Source organism: Pseudomonas sp. 300, assembly GCF_055803035.1.
Map to the genome: position 1 here is coordinate 244,671 of NZ_JAVLRV010000003.1, position 15,055 is coordinate 259,725.

A 15,055-nucleotide genomic window follows, 5' to 3' on the forward strand; every position below is an offset into this window, starting at 1 on the left:
TTCACTTCCCCAACCTCTGCATGCGATAAGCATTTCACATTTGAATGCGTCAGACGATATCTAGACATATCCAGGCATTTAAATAGAAGATGGCCTTATACGATTAGATACCTACAATCAATTTACGGAGATAATATTTTAACTAACGTATTTGAGCAATTTGATACGACCGGGAGCAACTACAAAAACCTCAATGACGCAGCCTGTGGTATTTTTTTTAACAATACCGCTAAGAACTCACATATTGATTTCGAACTATTACTTTACGAAGACTTTAGAAATGGAAGAGACATAAGTGCGTCATACACCACAACGCAACCTTTAGAGAAATCAACACTAATCCCCTACGACCTTGAATCAATATATACGACACTTATGTTTTACGGTCGGGCTTACGCCCCGTCAGCCCTATATGTAAACCTTACTTTAGAGCCCGGAAAAACCTATAGAGTCAACTCATGAAAAGTGCGCAGACACTCATCGCGAGATCAGATGCCTTGTATGGTGGCGTTGCAATGGGAGCAACAATTATCGAACTCGCCCTAATTGCAAGCAATCCAAATTTAGGTCAGTTCTCTTTGGAATTCTCGCTTGTAACGCAGTTAATCATCTCCTTGGTTGTAGAGTTTTACCTTGGGCACTACTTTGTTTGTAGACTAGGCATCGCCAATACCACCATCTATGGTTTTATATTCAAGTTGGCATGCGCTATTTTCCTGACATTGGGATTCTGTGCCGCATTGCTTGAGTATTGGTACACCGGCTGGAGTTTAATCCTTATCGCTTTCGTATGCGACTCAGCAGGAACAGGCTGTCTAAAAACATCATTCCGGCCTGCTTACAATGCCTTGCATATAAAAATGACTGGCAAGACTGCTGATTACGTAAAAGCATTCAGTCATCTACTATACATTCGAATTGGCACTCCTTTTACTTTATTACTGACAGCCTCACTTATCATAAATTACACCTCTTATTTATATGCCACAATATCAATAATGTCGACACTACTACTACTCAGATCAGCTCAAATATACATATCAAACACTGATCTTCGCCCCACCATTATCAGAAAAATTACTTTAATTCATTCAAGCCGGCATGCATATCTTAAGCACTTCGCTATTGCCGCCAAATTTCCGGTGCAAATAACTGGCTATGTCGCAGGAAACGTATTTGAATCTCTGATACTTATGTATGCAATAGGTTTGCTCTATCGGCACAGCGACCTTTTGGGCTTAGCACAGCAATTCTCTTGGTTAGGAAGCTCAGCGATCGCTTACATGGTCTTTTTGGCATCTACTGTACTAGGGAGACTTGTGATATCCAACTTTACCATCAGCAAATCCAGCGCCACACTCGCAACCTCCTGTTTGATTGCGACAATCATCACATCTCTAATGCTGGCACTGACCAACCAGGACATTACGTTTTTTTTATCGCTAGCTTTTTTCTGTCTATTAGGCGTGGTGATAGGAACAATATTTACCCGACTAACATCAAATGAAGTTCTCCATAACGCAAACGATAGCGATGCAGTATCTTTTTTTCTTGTCAGCGAACTTGCCACAACATCAACCATCATCCTTATCATCACGGCGAGCAGCTTAATTTTTAAGCCTGAAAGGATAATTGAAGGTCTAAGTTATGGCCTGGTCGCACTCATGATTGCATATTGCCTAGCCACAATTATTATTCGAGCCACAACAAAGACTTCCAAATGACATCAAGTAAACATCCCAACGTCCCCATAAAGTTTCTGTCACGCCAATCTGAACCGTCTCCACATTTCACCGGGCTGCTCATGAAACCCGGTAAATGTGGAGGCATCCATTAACAAATTCGGAACTACCCAACAATCCCGCGAACAATGAAGTACAGCAACGAAGGCCCAAGCAGGCACCCAAGCCCGGTGTGGAACGTCGCCGTCAACGCCCCGTAAGGCACCAACCGCCGATCCGTCGCCGCCAACCCGGCGGTCACACCGCTGACGGTGCCGGCCAACCCGCCAAACACCATCGCCGAGCGCGGGTTATCCAGCCCCATCCAGCGTGCGGCCATCGGTGTGCCGACCATCACCAGAATGGCCTTGATCAACCCGGTGGCAATCGACAACGCCATCACATCGGAACTGGCGCCAATCGCCGCACCAGTGACCGGCCCGACGATGTACGTCACCGCGCCCGCACCGATGGTGGTCATGCTCACCGCATCGCGATAACCGAACGCCCAGGCAATGCTCGCCCCGACAATGAACGGCAGAATCGTGCCCAGCAGCAGCGCGATCACGCCGATCATCCCGGCCTTCTTCGCTTCGGTGGCCTGCACTTCGAAGGCCGTGGCGACGATGGCAAAGTCGCGCAACATCGCGCCGCCCATCAAACCGATCCCCGAGAACAGTGTCAGGTCCGCCAGGCCTTTTTGCCCGCCGGTCAGGGTGCCACCGACCCAGGCCAGTACCAGGCCAATGACGATGGCAATCGCCGAGCCATGAATCCGCCCGAACGTCAGGCGTTTAGACAACACCACCGACACCCACATGATCACGCCGACAAACGCGAACGCCGTGACCAGACCGTTATGTTCCAGACCTTTCTCGATGAGAGCCCACATATCAGCGACCTCCTACGGGTGTGCCAACGGGGATTGTTTCCTCGGGTTCATCGGGCAACGGTTCGCCTTTGTGGGTCCGGCTGATCAAGGCAATGGTGCAGCCGCAAAGCACCACCGAACCGATCGCGGCGAGTACCGCCACCGGGCCGCCGTGCAACGCGGTCACGACGTTCTGCTGTGCCGCCATCGCCACCACCACCGGAATGTACATCGCGCCCCAGAAGCCGACACCCATTTCGCAATCCTTGGTCATGCCGCCGCGCTTTTGCATCCACAACCGCGCGCAGATCAACAGGATCATCGCGATCCCGACACCGCCGACGTTTGATTTCACACCCAGCAACACGCCAAGCATGTCACCCATGATCACCCCTGCCAGCGTACAGATCGCCAACAGCGCCACACCGTAAATAATCATTGTTGTAGTCCTCAAAGTGCATCGTCGAATGTTGTTTTTGTTTTCGAAGGCTTGAGTCGGTGGTCTAGGGTTGGCGGCTTCCCTCCTCACGCAACAGCGCCTGCAAGGTGTCGAGCCGCGCCCCGTCGAACGCAATCACGGTGCCTTGCTCGAACACCCGGCGCGCCAGCCCGGTCAGCACCGCACCGGGCGGCAGTTCGATCTGTAGCCGTACGCCGCGCTCGTAGGCGCTTTGTACCGTGCCGCGCCAATCGACGATGCGGCACATGTTGTAAGCCAGGTCTTCGCGCAAGGCTTCGATGTTGATGATGGGCCGGGCGCGACTGCCGCTGAGATAGCCTAACGTCGGCGATTTCAGCAGCACCCTGGCGAAGGCTTCGGCCAGGGTTTTCGCTGGTGCATCCAGCAGCGGACAGTGCGACGGCACACTGACGGCCAAGCGTTTTGCCAAACCGGCACCGCGACGCTTCGCCAACACCGCCACTGCGTTCATTGCTTCATCGCTGCCGGCAATCACCACCTGGTTATCGGCGTTGATATTGGCCAGATAAACCGGTGAGTCGACGCTGTGAACCTGCGCCAGCAACGCTTCCACTGTCGCCAGATCGAGGCCGATGATCGCCGTCATGCCATAACCGTCTGGGTAAGCCTGCTGCATCAGCTCACCGCGCAGGCTGACCAGATGCAGCGCATCGCTGAAACTCAAGGCACCGGCCACCACCGCCGCGGGATAGGCGCCGATGGACAAGCCCGCCACGTAATCCGGTGCCATGGATAACTGACGCGACGCTGCGACACCGGCAATCAACAGGCATAGCTGAACCGCCCGTGTCGATTTCAGCGCTTCGGCAGAATCGAGCAACAACGCGTCTTCGCCGAGCACTTCACTGGCCTCGATCACCGTCTCGCGCGGCAAACGATGGAGCATGCCCGGCTGCTGCGCGCCTTGCCCTGGGAACACCAGCAAACTGCTCACGCTGCTTGCTCCTGCGGGTTCCACGGATCAATCACCAGACAGGCTTGACTGGCATCTTTCAGCAGCACCCGGCGTGCGGAACCGGCCCATTCACGCAGGGCGACGGCGCCGAAAGGCGTCTGCAATTGCATGTCCACCTGGCACACAGCCGTGTCCAGAATCTTCAGCAGTGCCTGCGCCTTCAAGCGATCCAACGGTTGCGGTGTGCGCAGGATCAAGTCGAGATCGCTGCCCTCGTGCAATGCCTGAAAACCACTGGCCAATTCAAACCCGGCGCTACCGCTGACACCCCACACCCAACCGCAGCCATCGAGCCGCGGCCGCAGTTGGCACAGGGCTCGCACTGCCGGCAGATCCCGATCAATCGAGACATGGCAAAGTTCTTCCGGCCTGACGCAACGGGAAATCGCATCGACCGACATCACCGTCGCAAAGCGCTGCTCACGCAACCGACCACGTACCCCGACCGCGATGACATCCGGCGCACTTGACGCACGCCGAACCACCACTGGCTGTCCCGCATGGAGCGACTCGACCATCCACGCGGGCGCGTCCACGGGCAACTGCTCCGGGGTCATCCCCCACAGCAGGTCGTGAGCCAGAAACATGTTCACCACTGTTCTCTCAGCAGTTGGCGAACCTTGCTCGATGCGGCGCGGTTGCTCGCGCCCAAGCGGCCGCTCAAATCGCGACCGCTTGTGGCAACATCGCCAATCGCCAGACTCAGGCATTCCGTCACCCGCGCCAGATCCGCTGAGGTCGGCTGCTCAATCTGCTCCACCGACAGGGTTTCCCAAAGCAGACCGAGACTGGCGTAGCTGTCGATGTCATACGCCATCGGCGGCACACTGGCGGCCAGTGCCTCCAATTCTTCAACACTGCGCAAGGTCACCCGCGCCGCTGACGCCTTGCCCATCGCATGCACCATCACGCCCGGATCACGCAGCGCGATCAACCGATTGGCCTGATACCCATGGGCCAGAAACGCCCCGGACATCGCCTTGCCCACCAGCAAACCAATCACCGCATGGCCGGCCAACCGGGCGCGGGCATAACTGTCCGCCGCAGCGGCCAGTGCCTGATGAATGCCGAGTGCTTCTTCGCGCCGACCGTAGGCCTGACTCGGCACATCGATGATCGCGATCACGGCGCGCTTGTGCGATTTGTCAGCGTCAGCCGCGATGATTTCATCCACAGCCTTGGCCAACCCCCAACCTTCCAGCAAACCCACTTCACCGTTGCGAGCGCGGACAAAACGGTTGTCGGGATCAGCCACCACCGCGATAAACCGCACGGGTTGTTCGCCCACCACACCATCAGCGACCTTCAACGAAGCCGGAAGGCCGTCCACCGGTTTCGCGCCCGCACTCAAGGCGTTGAACCAGTGCAAACCTCTCAGGGAATACGAACTCATGAGCGCTCTCCTTGATACAGATCGCGAACCGTCGCCGCATCGATTTGCGGCTCGGCGTCCAGGCGGGCCAACCGTTGCAGGAACAGATCGGCCTGCCGGCTGCGTTGTTGTTCCGGCAAGCCTTGTTGCAGCAATTCACTGACCTGCTGCCGGATCTGCGCCACGTCATCAGCAACAAAGCGATCCGCCAACCCGCTGGCAAAACGTTGCTCGCCACCGGTCAGGCTCCAGATGAAAGGACGGTCGCGCGAGTCGTATTCCTCAAGCCCGGCTTCCTGTTCGATCACCTGCGGACCGTTCAGACCAAGCCGTGCTTCCTGAGTCACCAACAAATAGCTGCACAACCCGGCGGCAATCGACATCCCGCCAAAGCAACCGACGCTGCCCGCCACCACGCCGACAACGGGTTGGTATTGGCGCAGATCGACAATCGCCGCATGAATGTCGGCAATCGCTGCCAGCCCAAGGTTGGCTTCCTGCAACCGTACACCGCCGGTTTCCAGCAGCAACACGGCGCGGGTCGGAATGCCGTTTCGGTTGTCGTCAGCGGCCAGTTCCAGTGCTCCGGCAATCTTCGCCCCGCCGACTTCACCGAGGCTGCCGCCCTGAAACGCACCTTCGATGGCGGCGATGACCACCGGCAACCCACCGATGCTGCCCTTGGCGATCACTACGCCGTCGTCGGCTTGCGGCACCACGCCCTGGCGCGCCAGCCACGGCGACATGACGCGTTGAAACGGGTCGAGCAATTCGCGCAAGGTGCCGGTGTCGAGCAAGGCTTTCGCCCGTTGCCGCGCGCCCAGTTCGACGAAGCTGTGTTTGTTCAGGAGATCAGTCATGGCCAATCTCCTCAAAGCCTTGTTCCAGACGCAAGCGCACCACGCCGGGTGTCGCGCCGAAGTCGTGGATATCGATGGCCATCGCCGACGGTGTCTGGCCGTCGAACATCCGCGCAAACAGATGCTGCCAGCGTTGTTCGGCGCCATTGACCGAGGTCTGCACCTTGATGGTCAGCTTGCCGGCCTGACCCGGTTCAATCATCACTTCCAGATCGCCCGAGCCGACACAACCCACCAGCGTGCGTCCGCGTGGCGGCTGCCCGGCGGGGAATTCAAAGGATAAGGTTTCCATCAAAACGCTCCCTGGTTGATGCCGTCAGCCGACTCGATACGGTCGATGAACAAGCAGGCGGCGAGCAAGTCCGCAGCACCGCCGGGCGAGGCATTCAACGCGATTAATTGTTGGTCCAGCTCATGCAAACGACGTCGGCCGGCGAGGCTGGCACTGCCGCCCGCGTCAAGCACCGCTTGGGCGCCGAGCTGCATGGTTTGCAGGCCGTGTTCGCCGGCGCGGTAGAGCACGCAGGTGTCGGCCAGTCGGGTCATGATCGCCAGCAAGGCATCGAGTCGGGCGTTCTGTTCGCCATGGCCGGCGGCGCGGCTGCGTTTGAGTTGCGGCAGTGCGCGTTGAATCACCGAAGGGAAACCGAGTTGGGCTTCTTCTCGGGCACCGCGAGCGCCGTAGCGTTGGGCGACCTGGGCGCCGTGACTGAGCGGACGCGGGGCGTAGCGGTCATCGAGCAACGCCAGGCGCGCGGCGCGCAACGCCAGGCGCGCGGCGCGCAACGCCAGGCGCGCGGCGCGCAACGTGATTGAACCGCCAACGTTGGCGTGTGGCTCCAGTGCAGCAGCAGCCACCAATAGACCCAAGGCCCAGATCGCCCCGCGATGGGTGTTCACGCCGCCAGTCGTGGTGAGCATCGCTTGCTCCCCTTCCCGACCAATACGCCCGACAGCTTCGCGCAGCGGCAAACCAACGTCGCCAAACTCAATGGCCGCTTCCGCCATTTCCTTGAACGCCGGCCACAGCGACAACGCCGACGCGTGCATCAGCCCGAGGTGCAAATCGGTATGCGCGCCATTGCCGCGACGATCGACCAGCGCCGGTTTCGGCGACAAATCCGCTTCGTCGATCAGCGCGTCCACCGCCAGGTCCGCCAGCCGTTCGGCCAGGGTTAACGTTTTCGGTTGCAGGTTGTAGGCGTGCATTACCAGCTCCTGAATTTGGCGGGCGGGTTGTAGAGACCACCGGACCACTCGACCAGATCGGCCACGCTTTTGGCGGCGAGCAATTCGCGGGAGGCGTCGGTGCGGCGGATGCCAAGGTCTTCAGGCAAGGCAATCAAGCCTTCGCGGCGCATGCGGGCGGTGTCTTTCGGGTTGTGGCGCAGGCCGATGACGGTCACGCCGGCGACGGCGGCGATCATCGCCTGGCGTTCTTCCAGCGAACGCGCCTTGTACAGATAGGCGATGCCTTCTTCGGTCAGCAGGTGGGTGACGTCGTCGCCGTAGATCATGATCGGCGCCAGCGGCATGCCGCTTTTCTTCGCCACTTCAATCGCGTCGAGGGTTTCGACGAAGGTCGGTTTGCCGCCCTCCTGGAAGGTCTCGACCATTTGCACCACGAGTTTTTTGCCGCGCTCGAGCAAGGGTTCCGGCGCATCGCCGTGGCGCATGTCGAGCCAGGCCGGCGTGCCGTGACGACGCCCACGCGGGTCGTGGCCCATGTTCGGCGCCCCGCCAAAACCGGCGAGGCGACCACGGGTCACGGTGGAAGAATGGCCGTCACCATCGACTTGCAGGGTCGCACCGATGAACAGGTCCACCGCGTATTGCCCGGCCAGTTGGCTGAACATCCGGTTGGAGCGCAGGGAGCCGTCACGCCCGGTGAAGAACACGTCGGGCCGCGCGGCGATGTAGTTTTCCATGCCCAGTTCGGTGCCGAAGCAATGCACGCTTTCGACCCAGCCGCTTTCGATGGCCGGAATCAGGGTTGGGTGCGGATTGAGCGTCCAGTTGCGGCAGATCTTGCCTTTGAGGCCGAGGGATTCGCCGTAGGTCGGCAGGATCAATTCGATGGCGGCGGTGTTGAAGCCGATGCCGTGGTTCAGCGACTGGACGTTGTGTTTTTCGTAGATCCCGCGGATCGCCATCATCGCCATCAGTACATGCACAGGCTTGATGTGCCGTGGGTCGCGGGTGAACAGCGGCTCGATATAGAACGGCTTGTCCGCCACCACCACGAAATCGACCCACGAGGCGGGGATGTCGACGCGTGGCAAGTCAGTGACGTCGTCGACCAACTGATTGACCTGAACGATGACGATGCCGTCGCTGAAAGCCGCCGGCTCGATCAATGCCGGCGTGTCTTCGGTGCTGGGGCCGGTGTAGATATTGCCGGCGCGGTCGGCCATGAAACCGGCCGAGAGCACGACGTTGGGAATCAGGTCGACCACCAACCGTGCGTAGAGCTCGATGTAGGTGTGGATCGCGCCGATTTCCAGCAAGCCATCTTCAAGCAATTGGCTGATGCGCAGGCTTTGAGTGCCGGCAAAGGAGAAGTCGAGCTTGCGGGCAATGCCGCGTTCAAACAGGTCCAGGTGCTCGGAACGGCCGACGCTGGGCATGATCATGTGCAGGTCGTGGAGCTTGCCGGGATCGGCCTTGGCCAGTGAGCGGGAAAGAAAATCCGCCTGCTTCTGGTTGTTGCCCTCCAGCACCACGCGGTCGCCGGGCAGGATCAAGGCTTCGAGCGCCGCCACGATATTGTCGGTGGGCAGGACCACACCGTCGGCCAAGCCCTTGACCAACGCCAGACGCCGCTGCTTCTCACTGCGCCGCCGCGTCCATCGCGAGTCGGGGGATATTGTTGTTGTCATGACCACTCCACGGGTTCGCTGTCGTGGGGGTCACCTTAGGAGGGGTGGGTGGGGGGTATCAATCAAGCAGAGTGGTGGATTGTTACGGCTAGGGTAATGAATCATCAAAATCCCGGTTTTTAGCATTTGATCAATTGTTTCCCAAATTTTCATTTCTGATTAATCTTGATGCTGCTTTGATGTTAGAGGGCGAGGGAACAAGCCCTATACCTTCAACGACTTCAAAGCTTTCTTCCAAGTCAAACATCACACTACGGAGCTTATTACTATGTTGTTCTATATGACCGGCCCTTGGTGTTTTTATAAAATGCAGGAGTGCATCTTTCCGATACTTATGGACGCGAGTCTCATAAAAACGCTCCATAAGAGTATTGTTAAAATTACCGTCATCGGGCTGCGCTATGATCACCGGCATTTCCTCTGGAAACAGTCTAGGCCGTTTAACAGCTGGGGCCGGCGAAAAGCGTTTCGATGAAGTTTGAATACCAAACAGTTCTTTTGGTTGCAATTTACTCATACCAAATGGACTCTGTCTCGTACTATGTTTTACTAACTCAATATCCCTGCCGCTCCATGAATACCAAGGTGTTCTGGCAATTAATGCATGACGAGATTTAATATACGTCGTCGACGCGTTCGCGATCCATGGAGCAGAAAAACGGCCGCTTTCATCACTCCGATTAATCGGATCACCCAAACAATAAGCGTAAGTATTCACCCCACCCTTGCCAAACGGACTCAACTTGTCCGGACTATTAAACCGCATCAAAACCGGATTAAACGCCCGATATCCATTGCCCAACAAATAATCTCCGGTACTTGCTTCCGGAAATTCGCCGTTGAAACCAAGCCGACACATTGATGTGCTTTTTTTGCAATGATAGCCATAAGGCGTATAAGCGATTGAACCTGATGAACGCCTGTCAATCGCTTGTATTACCGACCGCTGCTGATCTGTGGCGAGTAACGTGATGTTCAAAGTCCGCACTCCTGCTAAACCTTTGCATAGCGCACATATTCGGCGTTATTGCGAAACTTTTCTACTATCAGAACTGATAGTTCGGGCGCAGACGGAAATTTTTTGGTGTGAATAAGTGTGCTCACACATTGGAACAAACATCCTCGTCGACTTGCCTGATCCTCATCCATATAGCCTTCGTACTCCGCCAGGTTCCGTCGCTCATGACACAAGGCGAATAGCCGAACCTGCACTTTGCCGATATCAGCGGTGTGAATCCACAGCCGAACGCAGCAACCCCTCACATTCCTTGCGATCCGGTGGCTCGGCTTTCAGTCCACCACTACGTAACAGGTTCTCCAGATTCTCGTTGCTGCCCATCCTTGGACTCCAAAGGGTTTCCCCCCATCAGGTTGATCTTGTCTTGCTGCGCTACCCGCACGACAAAACTGTTTTCAGCCGCCAGTTTTGCCGCCCAGTCGTCGGGGGTGTAGAGCGTCGGGTTGAGGACGCGGCCCAGTTGCTCCTCCAGAGGCATCAGCCGCTCCATGACTTCACTGTAGTGCAGGCCTTCGCCGATCAGCATGAGACCAATGTCACTGGATGCGTTTGCCTGATCCTTGGCGATAGAACCGTACACAAATGCCCAGGTGATCTGTTCGGCAAAGGGTTGAAGCGCCTGACGCAGAGGCTCGGCAATGCCAAAAGTTTTGCGGGCGATGCCCAACAGCTCAGCATAAATCGGGCATTGCGGATTGGCCTGATAGTGGGTCTGGTTGCCCTGGCGGCTCAGGGTCAGCACGCCTGCCTGTTGCAACCGATCCAGCTCTCGCATGAGGCTGCCTTTACCCACTTGAGCCCAGCGGGCGATTTCGTTGGCGTAAAAACTTCGATCGGGTTTGCCGAACAACAAGCCCAGCACTTTTTGCTGAGTGGTGGTGAACAAGGCTTCGCTGAGGGAAAGGTTTTTCACAGTGGCAACCGATGAGTCCCAAAAAGGGAACGATAGGTCCCTTTTTGGGAATCTTCAACCTTCGCCAGCCTAGCGGTGGGTTTGTGTTTAAAAGTTTGTCCGCAGGAACGGTGAGAGGCTACGCAGTCTGGCGTCGCAGCCTACAGCAATGCCGGAAGCCGCTGACTGGTGAGCTTTTGCGCGGATCTTTATCGTTTGGGGGTCGCTGCCAATTCAGCGACCGGGGTCTGGAACCTCCGAAAAAACGGGAGCAAATGCGCCATTCATAACGAATGGGACAACTCCAATCTGTAAGCGGAAACTCAATATGTCCAAGGAAACGCCAAACCCAGCAGACAACACTGACACCGATTCCCTAGAAGCTCTCGAAGCCGAGAAACTCAAAGAAGCCGCCGACCGCGTCTTCGCGCACTACTTCCCCCCGGCTGACGAAAAACCGGGCAAGCACCAAAAATTCCAGCTCTTCACCGTCTCCCCCGATATCAACACCGAAGCCCTTCTGGCCAATGCCTCTGAAGACCTGTTGTCCATCAGCGCCATTGCGGCCGATCTTGCGGACGGGGTGGAAGGCTCGCGCCGCTCGGTAGCCTTGGCGATCAGCCGAATGGCGGACGGCGTGCAGTTGTTGGTGGAGCGTGCGCTGGATCATCATGAGGCGTTGGCTCAGGCCAAGGTTTAGCCGTCAGGCTTGCGGTGAATTGAAGGCCGCCATCGCCGGCAAGCCGGTCTCGCTCCCACATTGGATCTGCGGTGTACACAAATCCCCTGTGGGAGCGAGACCGGCTTGCTCGCGATGGGGTCCGTGAAATCACAGCAAAATCAGGATCAGTCGATCAGCCCGGCACTCACCAACAATTCCTCCAGCGCCAACAAATCCGGCACCTTGGCCACCTGATCACCCACCTGCACCGCCGCCTGTTCCAGCGAAGACAACGGCACATCGACATAGCTCAATTGACTGTCGAGCTTGTACGACCGTGGAATCCCCTGCACCAGCAATGCGATGAATTTCAGCTCCGGTCGCCCACCGAGCGCATTGAGAATCACGATCCGCGCCCGCTCGCCAATCACGGTTTTTTCGCCGCACGCCGACTCAAAACTCAGCAACGGAATCTGCCGCTCCCGCCAGCTCACCCGACCGAGATACCACGGTGGCGTATCGAGATCGAACGCCCCCGGCTGATAGTCGATCAGCTCTGCCACCGCCACGTTGGGCAAAATCAGGTTGCGGTCTGCCAGGGGCAATAGCAGCCCTGTGAGGTTGCTGGTGCGATGCTCAAGCATGGGTTTTGCTCCACAGGGCGATGCTTTCGAGCAGCACCGATTCATGGTACGGCTTGCCGAGGTAGTCGTTGACGCCGATGGCCATGGCGCGGTCGCGGTGTTTCTGGCCGGTGCGCGAGGTGATCATGATGATCGGCAGGTGCTTCAGTCGCTCGTCGGCGCGCACCTGGGTGGCGACTTCGAAGCCGTCCATGCGCGGCATTTCGATGTCCAGCAGCATCAGGTCCGGCATGTGCTCTTCGAGCAGCAGCATGGCATCGACGCCGTCCTTGGCCGTCAGCACGCTCATGCCGTGGCGTTCGAGCAAACGGCTGGTGACCTTGCGCACGGTGACCGAGTCGTCGACCACCATGACCAGCAAGGGTTTGTGCGGCTCGGATTCTGCGTCCTGCCTCAGCGGTTGTTGCGGCACCCGCGCCTGCATCGCACGGATCGGCGCCAGCAGATCGAGAATCAGCACCACGCGGCCATCGCCGAGAATCGTCGCCCCGGACAAGCCCTGCACCGCCGCGAATTGCGGGCCGAGGCTTTTCACCACGATCTCGCGTGTGCCGGCCATGGCATCGACCTGAACCGCAATGTGACGCTCGTTGCATTGCACCAGCAACACCGGCAACGGCAGGCTCTGGCCCAACAGTTTCGGGCGCGTGCTGGTTTTCAGCAGTTCACCGAGGTAGCACAGTTCATAGTGCTGCCCGGCGTATGTGTAGGTCGGCGGATCGAGCCGGTAATGCCCTTCGAGTTCGTTGGGTAGCACGCGCACGATACCGTCGATGGTGTTCAGCGGGATCGCGTATTGGTCCTCGCCGCACTGCACCATCAGCGCCCGATTGACCGACACGGTGAACGGCAGACGAATGCGGAAATGCACGCCCTGCCCCGGCACAGAGTCGATGCTCATGCTGCCGCCCAGTTGCCGTACCTCTTCGTGGACCACGTCCATGCCGACGCCGCGCCCCGAAATCTGAGTGATTTTTTCGGCCGTGGAGAACCCCGGTTGCAGGATGAATTGCAGCACGTCGCGGTCGCTGATGTCGCTGTCGGCGGCCAGCAAGCCGCGCTTGATCGCCTTGCGCCGTACCGCGTCCAATGGCACACCGGCGCCGTCGTCGCGGATGTCGAAAATGATGTCGCCGCCCTCGCGCGACAGGTCGAGGGTGATCCGCCCTTGCGCCGGTTTTCCGGCCGCGATGCGCACTTCTGCGGATTCCAGGCCATGGTCCACCGCGTTGCGCAGCATGTGCTCCAGCGGCGCGGCCATGCGTTCAAGAACGTTGCGGTCCATCTCGCCTTCAGCGTTGCCGACCACGAATTCCACGTCCTTGCCCAGTTCGCTGGCGACCTGGCGGACGATGCGTTTCAAACGCGGCAGCATCCGCTCGAACGGCACCATGCGCGTACGCATCAAGCCTTCCTGCAATTCGGTGTTGATGCGGCCCTGCTGTTGCAGCAAGTTTTCCGCGTCCTGATTGCGCCGGTCGAGGGTTTCCTTGAGGTCGAGCAGGTCGGAAGCGGATTCGAACAGTGCCCGCGACAGTTGCTGCAACTGCGAGTGACGGTCCATTTCCAGCGGGTCGAATTCTTCGTAGCCCGAACGCTCGGCATCGACTTGCTGGCGGCTGAGAATCCTGCCCTGGGTTTCGGTATCGAGCCGGCGCAATTGATCACGCATGCGCTCGATGGTGGTTTCCATTTCATTCAGCGCCACGTGGGCGTCGTTGACCTGCTGTTCGATGCGGCCACGGAAGATCGAGGTTTCCCCGGCCAGGTTGACCAAGTCGTCGAGCAGTTCCGCCGAGACCTTGACCATGTCGGCACCGGCATCAACTTGTGGCACAGGCGCCTCGACCTTTGGCGCAGCGGGCACGGCAACCGGTGCTTCGAGCACCTCCGGATGGCTGAAATTCCTGATCGCGTCGATCAGCCGATCCGCTGGCGGCAACGGTTGACCGGCGCGGGTCGCATCGAGCATTTGCGCCAGTAGGTCATGACTGCTTTGCAACAGCCCGAACAGCGCGGCAGTCGGTTTCAGCATGCCCGCGGACAAGCCTTCGTAGAGAAATTCCAGCTCATGGGCGAGGTCGCCGATCGGGCCGATTTCCACCATCCGCGCACCGCCCTTGAGGGTGTGCAGATCACGCAGCAGGGTTTCCATTTCCTGACGACTGGAAGGTTCGGCCTGCCAGCGAACCAACGCAGCGCCGGAGTTTTCGATGATGTCGAAACCTTCCTCGAGGAAGATTTCCAGCAGCTCCGGATCATGCCCCGGTGAGTCCTCGGCCCGCGCAGGCTCGGCGACTTCTGGCGCACTGGCGTTGCCTTGGCGGAACTCGCGAATGGCTTCGATCAGCTCACCCGGATCACCCAGCGGCTTGAGGTTCTGTAATTGCTCAAGCAGTTGCGCCAGTCGGTCATGGCTCTGTTGCAACAGCTGCGCCAGCGTTTCGCCGTGGCTGTAGCGGCGATCGACAAGCCCTTCGTAAAGGCTTTCCAGCTCATGGGCGAGGTCTGCGACCGGCTCGACTTCGGCCATCCGCGCACCGCCCTTGAGCGTGTGCAAATCCCGCTGCAACGACAGCAACGGCGCGGCGTTGTCCGGGTCATTCAGCCAGCGTTGCAGGGCCTGACCGGCGCTTTCGAGGATGTCCACCGCTTCTTCGAGGAAGATCGAAACGATCTCATCGTCTAGCTCATGATCCTT

15 protein-coding genes and 1 pseudogene are annotated in these 15,055 nt (G+C 58.1%); 2 read left to right on the forward strand and 14 right to left on the reverse strand.

Annotated features, from left to right (window positions below):
• Window positions 1–458 precede the first annotated feature (458 nt).
• Complete coding sequence (locus Q7W83_RS26460) at window positions 459–1,724, forward strand: hypothetical protein (protein ID WP_150637975.1); 1,266 nt, start codon at window positions 459–461, stop codon at window positions 1,722–1,724.
• Window positions 1,725–1,848: 124 nt separating this feature from the next.
• Here Q7W83_RS26460 and madM read toward each other — a convergent pair whose 3' ends face one another.
• From madM to Q7W83_RS26520, 12 genes and pseudogenes are all read right to left on the reverse strand, one after another.
• Window positions 1,849–2,613, reverse strand: coding sequence for a malonate transporter subunit MadM (gene madM / locus Q7W83_RS26465; protein ID WP_150632798.1), 765 nt, complete (start codon window positions 2,611–2,613; stop codon window positions 1,849–1,851).
• A 1-nt stretch (window position 2,614) separates the two neighbouring features.
• Complete coding sequence (gene madL, locus Q7W83_RS26470; RefSeq protein WP_150632797.1) at window positions 2,615–3,031, reverse strand: malonate transporter subunit MadL; 417 nt, start codon at window positions 3,029–3,031, stop codon at window positions 2,615–2,617.
• A gap of 64 nt (window positions 3,032–3,095) precedes the next feature.
• Entirely contained in the window at window positions 3,096–4,007 is a 912-nt protein-coding gene (mdcH, locus tag Q7W83_RS26475; protein ID WP_150632796.1) for a malonate decarboxylase subunit epsilon, read from the reverse strand.
• Window positions 4,004–4,624 carry a malonate decarboxylase holo-ACP synthase gene (locus tag Q7W83_RS26480; RefSeq protein WP_473657946.1) on the reverse strand — a complete coding sequence of 207 codons (621 nt, stop codon included), beginning with the start codon at window positions 4,622–4,624 and terminating at the stop codon, window positions 4,004–4,006. The genes mdcH and Q7W83_RS26480 overlap by 4 nt, the downstream gene beginning before the upstream one ends.
• Window positions 4,618–5,421 (reverse strand): biotin-independent malonate decarboxylase subunit gamma, encoded by an 804-nt coding sequence (gene mdcE, locus Q7W83_RS26485; RefSeq protein ID WP_150637981.1) that lies wholly within the window; start codon window positions 5,419–5,421, stop codon window positions 4,618–4,620. Before mdcE ends, Q7W83_RS26480 begins: the two co-directional genes overlap by 7 nt.
• Complete coding sequence (locus tag Q7W83_RS26490) at window positions 5,418–6,260, reverse strand: biotin-independent malonate decarboxylase subunit beta (RefSeq protein WP_150632793.1); 843 nt, start codon at window positions 6,258–6,260, stop codon at window positions 5,418–5,420. Before Q7W83_RS26490 ends, mdcE begins: the two co-directional genes overlap by 4 nt.
• Window positions 6,253–6,552, reverse strand: a complete 300-nt coding sequence (locus tag Q7W83_RS26495) for a malonate decarboxylase subunit delta (RefSeq protein WP_150632792.1) — start codon at window positions 6,550–6,552, stop codon at window positions 6,253–6,255. The genes Q7W83_RS26490 and Q7W83_RS26495 overlap by 8 nt, the downstream gene beginning before the upstream one ends.
• Entirely contained in the window at window positions 6,552–7,469 is a 918-nt protein-coding gene (locus tag Q7W83_RS26500) for a triphosphoribosyl-dephospho-CoA synthase (RefSeq protein ID WP_473657951.1), read from the reverse strand. Before Q7W83_RS26500 ends, Q7W83_RS26495 begins: the two co-directional genes overlap by 1 nt.
• Window positions 7,469–9,139, reverse strand: coding sequence for a malonate decarboxylase subunit alpha (mdcA, locus tag Q7W83_RS26505; protein WP_150637985.1), 1,671 nt, complete (start codon window positions 9,137–9,139; stop codon window positions 7,469–7,471). Before mdcA ends, Q7W83_RS26500 begins: the two co-directional genes overlap by 1 nt.
• 130 nt (window positions 9,140–9,269) lie before the next feature.
• Window positions 9,270–10,118, reverse strand: coding sequence for an RHS repeat-associated core domain-containing protein (locus Q7W83_RS26510; protein WP_224787830.1), 849 nt, complete (start codon window positions 10,116–10,118; stop codon window positions 9,270–9,272).
• A gap of 14 nt (window positions 10,119–10,132) precedes the next feature.
• Window positions 10,133–10,478, reverse strand: a pseudogene (locus Q7W83_RS26515) (hypothetical protein).
• On the reverse strand, window positions 10,441–11,070 hold the full coding sequence (locus Q7W83_RS26520) for a transcriptional regulator (RefSeq protein WP_150637989.1): 630 nt from the start codon (window positions 11,068–11,070) through the stop codon (window positions 10,441–10,443). Before Q7W83_RS26520 ends, Q7W83_RS26515 begins: the two are co-directional and overlap by 38 nt.
• A gap of 307 nt (window positions 11,071–11,377) precedes the next feature.
• Between Q7W83_RS26520 and Q7W83_RS26525 the strand changes: the two genes are divergently transcribed.
• Window positions 11,378–11,749, forward strand: coding sequence for a DUF6124 family protein (locus Q7W83_RS26525; protein ID WP_150637990.1), 372 nt, complete (start codon window positions 11,378–11,380; stop codon window positions 11,747–11,749).
• 146 nt (window positions 11,750–11,895) lie between these two features.
• Here the strand turns inward: Q7W83_RS26525 and Q7W83_RS26530 are convergent, their stop codons facing one another.
• Both Q7W83_RS26530 and Q7W83_RS26535 read right to left on the reverse strand, forming a co-directional pair.
• Window positions 11,896–12,354, reverse strand: coding sequence for a chemotaxis protein CheW (locus Q7W83_RS26530; RefSeq protein ID WP_150632786.1), 459 nt, complete (start codon window positions 12,352–12,354; stop codon window positions 11,896–11,898).
• The coding region (locus tag Q7W83_RS26535) for a response regulator (RefSeq protein ID WP_473657956.1) at window positions 12,347–15,055 on the reverse strand (2,709 nt) is incomplete at its 5' end. The genes Q7W83_RS26530 and Q7W83_RS26535, both read right to left, overlap by 8 nt.

Bases quoted from the DNA above. Each gene is read 5' to 3' on its own strand.
- Q7W83_RS26460 (WP_150637975.1), top strand. From the start codon at position 459: ATGAAAAGTGCGCAGACACTCATCGCGAGATCAGATGCCTTGTATGGT.
- madM (WP_150632798.1), bottom strand. From the start codon at position 2,613: ATGTGGGCTCTCATCGAGAAAGGTCTGGAACATAACGGTCTGGTCACG.
- madL (WP_150632797.1), bottom strand. From the start codon at position 3,031: ATGATTATTTACGGTGTGGCGCTGTTGGCGATCTGTACGCTGGCAGGG.
- mdcE (WP_150637981.1), bottom strand. From the start codon at position 5,421: ATGAGTTCGTATTCCCTGAGAGGTTTGCACTGGTTCAACGCCTTGAGT.
- Q7W83_RS26490 (WP_150632793.1), bottom strand. From the start codon at position 6,260: ATGACTGATCTCCTGAACAAACACAGCTTCGTCGAACTGGGCGCGCGG.
- Q7W83_RS26495 (WP_150632792.1), bottom strand. From the start codon at position 6,552: ATGGAAACCTTATCCTTTGAATTCCCCGCCGGGCAGCCGCCACGCGGA.
- Q7W83_RS26500 (WP_473657951.1), bottom strand. From the start codon at position 7,469: ATGCACGCCTACAACCTGCAACCGAAAACGTTAACCCTGGCCGAACGG.
- mdcA (WP_150637985.1), bottom strand. From the start codon at position 9,139: ATGACAACAACAATATCCCCCGACTCGCGATGGACGCGGCGGCGCAGT.
- Q7W83_RS26525 (WP_150637990.1), top strand. From the start codon at position 11,378: ATGTCCAAGGAAACGCCAAACCCAGCAGACAACACTGACACCGATTCC.
- Q7W83_RS26530 (WP_150632786.1), bottom strand. From the start codon at position 12,354: ATGCTTGAGCATCGCACCAGCAACCTCACAGGGCTGCTATTGCCCCTG.